Raw genomic sequence first — 1,088 nt, 5'->3', positions numbered from 1 at the left:
CACGCATTTCGATTCCTTCCATAGGCATCGATGCCGCGATTGAAGAAACCGGCGTTTTGGACAACGGCGAGATGGGCGTACCCGAAGATGTTGATCAAGTCGGCTGGTTCGAACCAGGCTTTAAAGCCGGCGCAGAAGGAAACGCTGTACTGGCCGGACACGTCGACAGCCTCACCGGTCCCGCCGTCTTTTATGAATTGGATCAGCTGAAAAAAGGTGATCAATTTACGCTGACCGATGCAGACGGACGCGAAATGGTGTTCGAAGTCCGCGGCACTTCGAGTTACATCACGGACGAAGCGCCAGTCGAAGAAATCTTCGGCCGCTCCGACCAGCGCATGGTCAACCTGATCACCTGCACCGGCGACTTTAACCGCGACATCGGCTCACACGAAGAGCGTCTCGTTGTGTCAGCTGAACTTATTTCCGATTCCGCGATGAAAGAACAGGCACCCGATGCTCCGGACAATTTGAAACTGACCGCTTCTGGCTTGTCATGGCATGCCGTACGCGACGATGCAGTCATCGGCTACCGCGTCTACGAAGAAGACCTCGAGAGCGGTGAATCCGAACAGCTGGCGACAGTCTCGCTATTCGAACGCAAAAGCATTCCGCTTGAAGCTGACGAATCGAAGCGCTATTACGTCGTAGCAGTCAACGTCGACTTAAAAGAATCCAAGAAAGCTTATATACCTGAAGAGTAGCGAATCCCCTTGTCCGGTCATGCCGGGCAGGGGATTTTTTATGTAAGACAAGACTTGTGAAATAAAATGAAGCTATGGGAAAGCTTCTGCTTTTCGGCTGCGTTGCAGAGGGCTGCTGGAGGCTCGCAGGATGCGAGTCATGCAACTGATGCCACAGGACTTGTAAAATGAAAAAGAAGTTATTGGAAAAGCTCTCACTTTTCGACTTCGTTGCAGGGGGCTGTTTGGGGCTCGCAGGATGCGAGTCATGCAACTGATGCGACAGGACGTCGCACTTTCAGCTGCCCGGGGATGGGGCGGGTGTTGAGCCAACGTGCCAAAGAGCGTGGCACGTTTGTCTCGCCAGCCCGCGCGGTCCCACAGGCGTCAGCCCCCTTCCACTCC

Annotated in this window: 1 protein-coding gene; it reads left to right on the top strand. The window is 54.1% G+C overall.

The features are described 5' to 3' along the window. The coding region (locus ON064_RS18315; RefSeq protein WP_274625885.1) for a class F sortase at positions 1–704 on the top strand (704 nt) is incomplete at its 5' end. Between the last annotated feature and the right edge of the window lie 384 nt (positions 705–1,088).

This window comes from Planococcus sp. A6 (genome assembly GCF_028823615.1).
GTDB lineage: Bacteria > Bacillota > Bacilli > Bacillales_A > Planococcaceae > Planococcus.
The sequence above is the reverse complement of the archived record's forward strand: the minus strand, read 5'-3'. Positions and strand labels throughout refer to the sequence as shown.